Below are 7,155 nucleotides of genomic sequence, written 5' to 3'. Positions count from 1 at the left end.
TTGCCCTTCGAATCGCGCCATGGGTTTTTGGTTCCCCAAAGATTGTCAAAACGTCTTTGCAGCATCTTCATTTTTTCAGCCACAGCATCTTCTGCATGTTGTTGTAATCGCGAGTCGATAGTAGTGTATATCTTTAAGCCATCTTCATAAAGGTTATAATCGTTGTCTTTACACCATTTTTTTATCCAGCGCTCAACCGCCTCCCGAATATATGAATCGCCATGCGAATCATCCTCTACATAGCTTAAATTAAGCCCTATTGGCATTTTAGTATAGGTATTATAATCAGGTTTGCTTAAAAAGCCATATTTCTCCATTTGCCCCAATACGGTATTTCTGCGCTCAACCGCTTTATCCGGGTTGTTTATCGGATTATAGGTTGATGTAGCCTTAAGCATGCCTATCAGCGTGGCAGCTTCGGCAGGGGTAACGGCGTCAGGGGTTTTATCAAAGAACTTAAGTGAAGCAGTTTTTATACCAAACGAATTGTTGCCAAACGGCACCGTATTTAAATACAGGGTAAGTATTTCCTGCTTATTATAAACATGCTCAATTTTATAAGCGGTTAGCCATTCCTTACATTTCGAAACCAGCGTGCGGATAACAGGGATATGCCTTAATAGCCCCTGCGATTTTCTTTTACGGGTAGAATATAAGTTTTTTGCCAATTGTTGTGTAATGGTGCTGCCCCCGCGTTTATCACCTTTAGCTGTTGAAAGTATACTGGTGACGAAAGAGTAAAAATCAACGCCGCCGTGTTTGTAAAACCGCACATCTTCTGTTGCTACTAACGCGTTTATCAGGCTGGGCGATATGGCTTTATAATCAACCGGCGAGCGGTTTTCACGATAATATTCTCCTATTAATTTACCATCGGCCGTATATACTTGTGAACCAACAGATAAACTTGGGCTCCTAATATCTTGCATATCAGGCGAATAGCCAAACAACCACAGGAAGTTTAATTCAATACAGCAAAAAAAGATAATTAATGAATATATAATGATGAGGAAGTATCTCAGGTATTGGTTTTTTATACGTCTGAACATGCGGTAAAGATGTAAAATTATGGCTCAAAATCATAGCCCGTTAATAATTATGTAACAACGTAATTTTAACTGTTAAATTTTAGGAGAGAGCAATGCAAAATACGTTGTATTTGGTTTACTTTTTGGTTGCTTTCGCAAATTTATTAAACGCAAGGGCCTTAGTTATCCAACTATCAAATTCCTTTTTTGTTTTCATGGCATCTTCACTTACAAAAATAAAATCCTTTAACGCTTTTCCATTACGTATCATGCCACGAACGCCGTGTTTTTCAAGGGCATCCTTATATTCGGGACCTATGCGGCAAAGCATTTCATCACCGCTGGCACAAACGCACATTTTGCCATTCACCATAAAGCAAATGCCCCTAAACATTTTCTTTTCTTCAATATCCGGCAGGTCATGATCTGCTAATGCTTCTCTTATTTTATCCGCGAGTTTTTCGTTGTAGGCCATTGTTTATAAGTAAATAAATGGATAATGTTTTACTAAAAATGTGCTTCGGTAACAAAACTTGATTTGCCATTTTTAACAGCTACTGCTTTAACAACAGTTCTTGCTAAAATGGGTATGGGCTTACTATAAACTGCGGAAGCCGTTGTAGGAGCAGAGCCATCTATTGTATAATAAATAGTATTAATCTCTGTATCATTACTTCTTATCTCTACCTGTGTAGGCGGGGCAAACGTTTTTAATAAAACTATGGTTGGGTTGGGAACTATTAAGTTGTCTGCGATATTAGATTCCGGTTTGTCCAAATCCTGCATAAACATTTTATTAGCCAGGCGGCCGGTATAAACTTCAAATTCGCCACCGTTGGCTATGTTGGTATAATCCAGATAGAGTTTATTGTATGACTTTTTATTAAGGCTCATGCCCTGTAAATAAATATTATTCCTGCTTACCAGTGAGCCCGAATTTAGGATGGTGAATTTTTTTCCATTCTCAAGGTTAATAACCGCCTTTTCAAACTGTGGCAAACCTACCTGAAATTGCTGCTGGCCGGGAGCAATATTATACATCCCCAATGAGCTCATTACATACCAGGCCGACATCTGCCCGCAATCATCATTACCAGCTAAGCCATCTGGCTTATTACTGTATTCTTCGCTTAAAATGCGATTAATATAAAACTGCGTTTTGTCCGGTTCATCTGTAAAATTAAACAGGTAAGCCATGTGATGGCTTGGCTCATTACCATGCGCATACTGGCCTATTAAACCAGTAATATCAACCCGCTGGATGCCTGTCATTTTTGATGAAGTGGTAAATAATTCATCCAGTTTATTTTCAAAGTTTACTTTACTGCCCATGCGGTTTATTAAGCCATTTACATCCTGTGGTACCAAGAAAGTATAATGCCAGGCATTGCCTTCTACATAGTTTTTATTTACCTCTGTAGGGTCAAAGGGCTTATACCAATCGCCATTAATGCGGGCCTGCATAAAGCCATTGTCTTTATTCTGAACGTTTTTCCAGTACTGTGCACGTTGTATGTATTCGGCATATTCCTGCGGCTTATTCAGCATTTTAGCCATTTGAGCGATGCACCAATCGTCATAAGCATATTCCAGCGTTTTTGATACCGATTTAGGTTCATCATCAGCCAATACCAAACCATTTTTACGATAAGAATCTAACCCATACTGGTTACGGTTTACCGCAGATTTCATAGCAGTAAAAGCTTTTTCCGCATCAAAATCTCTTATACCTTTTGCATAAGCATCAACAATAACCGGGATAGAATGGTTGCCTATCATACAATAGGTTTCGTTTGATGCAAGCGGCCAGATGGGCAATAAGCCTTGCTGGTCATACATCGCCAGGAAGCTTTTAATAAAATCAAGTGTGCGTTTGCGGTCTATTAATTCCAATAAGGGATGCTCTGCCCTAAAAGTATCCCATAAAGAAAATACGGTATAGTAATTAAAGCCTTCGGCAACATGTACCTTTTCATCCATGCCACGATACTGACCATCAACATCACTGTAAATGTTTGGCGATAGCATGCTATGATACAGCGCAGTATAAAATATGGTTCTTTTAACCTTCCCATAATCAACAAATGGTACTTTTTTAGCCGGAACACGACGGCTGGCGCCATAACCTATATTATTCACCGATGGTTGCTGTTCTTGCTCTGCCTCCGGGTTGCCGCCTTCAACTTCAATTTTTGCCAGTTCATTTATCCAGGCTGTTTTGGCGGCTCTCTGTACCCTTTTAAAATCAAAATCAGGTATTTCGGCATCAAGGTTCTTTAACGCACCGTCTGTACTTACTGCTGATATGCCTACCTTTGATATTACTTCGCCGGGATTAGCAAATTGGATATATAGTTTGACATTTTTGCCTTCTGCCTTTTTTAATCCATTTTGCAAAACATCATTAATTGCTATGCCATAAGTTTTAAATGGCTTTGAAAACTTGGCATAAAAATATACAAATTGATCTTTTGCCCAGCTTTTTGATTCGCGCAGGCCCCGGATCTCATGGTCATTTACTATTTCTATCCATGAATTAATTACGGTATCACGGTGCTGCAAATCAATAATAATATTTGCCTGTTGGGTTGATGGATAAGAATACCGGTGCATACCCGCCCGCATGGTGGCCGTAAGCTCCACATCAATGCCATATTTATTGAGCCTGGTTTTATAATAACCGGGATTTGCTGTTTCGTTCTTTTTAGTAAAAGGCGAGCTATAATCGGTATTTTTAAGTTGGGGATTGCCTGTTGTTGGCATAAACAGGATATCGCAATAATCGGGGATGCCTGTACCACTTAAATGAGTATGAGAAAAGCCATAAACAACAGAATCTGTATAATGATATCCAGAGCAGCCATCCCAACCATCTAAACGAGTATCGGGGCTTAATTGTACCATGCCAAAGGGCAATACAGCACCAGGGTAAGTATGCCCGTGACCGCCGGTACCAATAAATGGGTCAACAAACTGGGTATAATCTTTTTTCTTTTGTGCCGATGCGGATACAGCGAAACCAAAAGTAACTAAAAGTAAAACACGGAATAGCTTTATCACTTTACAGATTTATTTTTAAAGCGCAAATTAACAAAGTTTATCAGGTTTGTAACCGGGGATAGTTCTGTATTTTGTTAAATACAATTAAACAATTTTAAAATCGTCGGCATCCTTTAAAAATGGGAGGGTGCGCCGTACTTTTATAACTTCATCTGCAATTATAGAAAAGGTGTAAAGATCCTCTTCATCACGTTTATAGTAAACTACATTGCCATTTGGATCTATACAGGTTGAATCGCCAGAATGGTAAACCTCATTACCATCATGCCCAACACGGTTAACTCCTATTACGTAAGCTTGATTTTCGACAGCACGGGCGGGTATTAAAGTACGCCAGTGTAAAGCGCGGCGCTCTGGCCAGTTGGCAACTATAAGTAATAGGTCGTAAGTTTCATTAACGTTCCGTATCCATACCGGGAAACGCAGGTCATAACAAATCATTGGGCAAATTTTCCAGCCCTTTAGTTCTACAATCAGCTTTTTAGTGCCGGCTGTATAGGTATTGTTTTCTTTGGCTAAACCAAACAGGTGTCTTTTATCATAATGGCTGTGCGTTCCGTCCGGCGACATCCATATAAGCCTGTTATAATATTTTCCATTTTCAGCTATAATAAGGCTGCCTGTTATTATACAAGTATATTGTTGTGCAATTTTATGCATCCATTGCATGGTCTTACCACCCATGGGTTCGGCAAGTTCCTCCGCATTCATAGTAAAGCCGGTATTAAACATTTCGGGCAGTACAATAAGGTCGGTTTTCTCCCGTATACCAGATAACCGCAAAGCGATGTTTTGCAGATTTTTATCTATTTTTTCCCAAAACAGGTATCCTTGAAACAAAGTGATTTTTAAATTATCCATAATATTTAGCTTCGGCAGGTAACTAATACGTGATATCTCTTATCAAAGTTTAAACTCCATTAATCTATTAACGGCATCATCCAATGTTTCTTGCTTTTTTGCAAAACAAAACCTCAAAACACGATAATCCGTTCCTTGCGTATAAAAAACAGAGGTGGGTATACAAGCTACACCAGCCTCTTTTATTAACCTTAATGCAAAATCTGTATCGCTTTCTAATGTTAAATGGCCATATTTAACTGATTGAAAATAAGAGCCATAAGAAGGCAATAATTCTAATCCGGTTTGTGCTAATCCTTTTCTAAAATGATCTCTTTTTTGCTGAAAAAAAGCGGGAAGGCTTAAATAGGTATCTTCATTTTTTAAATATTCAGCAATGCCGTACTGCATGGCCGAGTTAACACTAAAAACCAAAAACTGATGCACTTTTCTAAATTCCTGCATTAAATAGGCAGGGGCCAGGCAATAACCAATCTTCCAGCCTGTAGCATGGAGCAGCTTACCAAATGATGCAACAATAAAACTGCGTTGCTGTAATTCGGGATAACGGGCCATGCTGTGATGGGTTTCGCCATCATATATCAAATGTTCATATACTTCATCACTTAATATCAATATATTCTGATTTTTCACAATAGCGCTTAATTCTTCTATATCTTCCTTACGCAAAATAGTAGCCGTAGGGTTATGCGGTGAATTAAGAATAATCAATTTTGTGCGACTATTAACCAGTTTTTTAACCATATCCCAGGCAATGCGGTAATCCGGCGGCTGCAGTTCTAATGATTTTACAATGCCGCCCATTAATTTAATAGCAGGGGCGTAACAATCAAACGCGGGCTCAAATATAATTACCTCGTCGTTTGGATGGATAACCGCACTTATAGCGGTAAATATGGCCTGTGTGCCGCCAGCTGTAACAGTTATTTCTGTATCCGGGTTATAGACGGCGCCATGCAGTCTTTCTGTTTTGTAAGCTATTTGTTCACGTAAAGCTTTTACACCAGCCATTGGCGCATATTGGTTATGGCCATCTTTCATGGCCTTGTTTACCATCTCTATTAATTCGGGAGAACAGTCATAATCAGGAAAGCCTTGTGAAAGATTTATAGCACCAACTTCGGCCGCCAAAGCCGACATGGTGGTGAAAATAGTTGTTCCTACCTGGGGGAGTTTAGATGCAATAGATGTCATGTTTGGCCAAAATAAGTAAAAACCGTATACATATTGTAATTTGATTTCACTTTACCTTTCTACTTTTGCCTTTCATACCTATTACCTAACTTAGTAAAATGAAGTTAAAGAGATATCTACCGATTATATTTATTGCTATCCTCCTGGCATCGTGCCAATCCACTAAAAATAAGACCGTACCTGTTGTTGGTTTTGTTGATGCTTTTGAAGACGCAACTATAGCGCAGGCAAGAACCGGTTTTACCGATGCCTTAAACAAAAAAGGCTTTAGCGAAGAGAAAAAAACAGTTCAAATAGAATATCGCAATGCACAGGGTAATATCCCAACGCTAACGCAGATAGTTAATTATTTTGTATCAGAAAATGTTGATCTTTTGGCTACCTGCACCACGTTAGCAACCGTTACGGCAGTGCAAAACACTAAAACAATTCCAATTTTTGAGATAGTATCACCAACACCAGAGCGAATGAAGGTGATAGGTGCCGATGGCAAGGCCCCGGCCAATTTATTTGGCGTAATGGAGGATCTTCAATACATAGATACTTCGTTTTCCATCATCCCTAAGCTGTTAAAGCCCAAAGGAGCAAAACTTGTTATTGGGATGATCTATAACCAGGTTGAACCGCAATCTGCCGATGCAATGGAGCGGATAAAAGGATTGGCTGATAAATTAAATATTACTTTGGTTGCATTGCCGCTAAATTCATCAGCAGACGCGCAACTGGTTACCCAATCTTTGTTAGGTAAAAATATTGATGCCTTTTTTGCTAACCCCGATAACACAGTGTTTGCCTCGTTTGAAACGATATTGAAAAATTGCAACCAGGCTAATGTGCCCATATTTACCAGCGAAGCCGGCTTGGTACAACGTGGTGCAGTAGCAGCATTTGGCGCCGATATTTATCAATGGGGCTACCAGGCAGGCGAGCAGGCTGCACAATATTTAAAAACACATAAAACAACCGGCCTTAAACCAGAAATGGTTAAGATAAGAAAGCGCGTTTATAATGC

General features: G+C 39.4%; 6 protein-coding genes. 1 reads left to right on the top strand and 5 read right to left on the bottom strand.

Going from position 1 to position 7,155, the window contains the following annotated elements; all coding sequences use genetic code 11:
- The 5 genes from JWP71_RS11670 to JWP71_RS11650 form a co-directional block, all read right to left on the bottom strand.
- The coding region (locus JWP71_RS11670) for a transglycosylase domain-containing protein (RefSeq protein WP_299500023.1) at positions 1 to 1,049 on the bottom strand (1,049 nt) is incomplete at its 3' end.
- 115 nt (positions 1,050 to 1,164) lie between these two features.
- Positions 1,165 to 1,503: a TfoX/Sxy family protein gene (locus JWP71_RS11665; protein ID WP_299500020.1), complete on the bottom strand. Its 339-nt coding sequence runs from the start codon at positions 1,501 to 1,503 to the stop codon at positions 1,165 to 1,167.
- A gap of 32 nt (positions 1,504 to 1,535) precedes the next feature.
- Positions 1,536 to 4,088 carry a GH92 family glycosyl hydrolase gene (locus JWP71_RS11660; protein WP_299500018.1) on the bottom strand — a complete coding sequence of 851 codons (2,553 nt, stop codon included), beginning with the start codon at positions 4,086 to 4,088 and terminating at the stop codon, positions 1,536 to 1,538.
- An 84-nt stretch (positions 4,089 to 4,172) separates the two neighbouring features.
- A complete protein-coding gene (locus JWP71_RS11655; protein ID WP_299500016.1) occupies positions 4,173 to 4,949 on the bottom strand; it encodes an amidohydrolase in 777 nt (258 codons plus the stop codon).
- A 42-nt stretch (positions 4,950 to 4,991) separates the two neighbouring features.
- Positions 4,992 to 6,143, bottom strand: a complete 1,152-nt coding sequence (locus JWP71_RS11650) for a methionine aminotransferase (RefSeq protein ID WP_299500014.1) — start codon at positions 6,141 to 6,143, stop codon at positions 4,992 to 4,994.
- A gap of 98 nt (positions 6,144 to 6,241) precedes the next feature.
- Between JWP71_RS11650 and JWP71_RS11645 the strand changes: the two genes are divergently transcribed.
- A partial coding sequence (locus tag JWP71_RS11645) for an ABC transporter substrate-binding protein (RefSeq protein WP_299500012.1) occupies positions 6,242 to 7,155 on the top strand: 914 nt, incomplete at its 3' end.

This window comes from Mucilaginibacter sp. (assembly GCF_028287845.1).
Lineage (GTDB): Bacteria > Bacteroidota > Bacteroidia > Sphingobacteriales > Sphingobacteriaceae > Mucilaginibacter.
This window is presented reverse-complemented; position numbering and strand designations above follow the sequence as displayed.

Excerpts from the sequence above, each read along its gene's own strand:
- JWP71_RS11665 (WP_299500020.1), bottom strand. The coding sequence starts at position 1,503 with ATGGCCTACAACGAAAAACTCGCGGATAAAATAAGAGAAGCATTAGCA.
- JWP71_RS11655 (WP_299500016.1), bottom strand. The coding sequence starts at position 4,949 with ATGGATAATTTAAAAATCACTTTGTTTCAAGGATACCTGTTTTGGGAA.
- JWP71_RS11650 (WP_299500014.1), bottom strand. The coding sequence starts at position 6,143 with ATGACATCTATTGCATCTAAACTCCCCCAGGTAGGAACAACTATTTTC.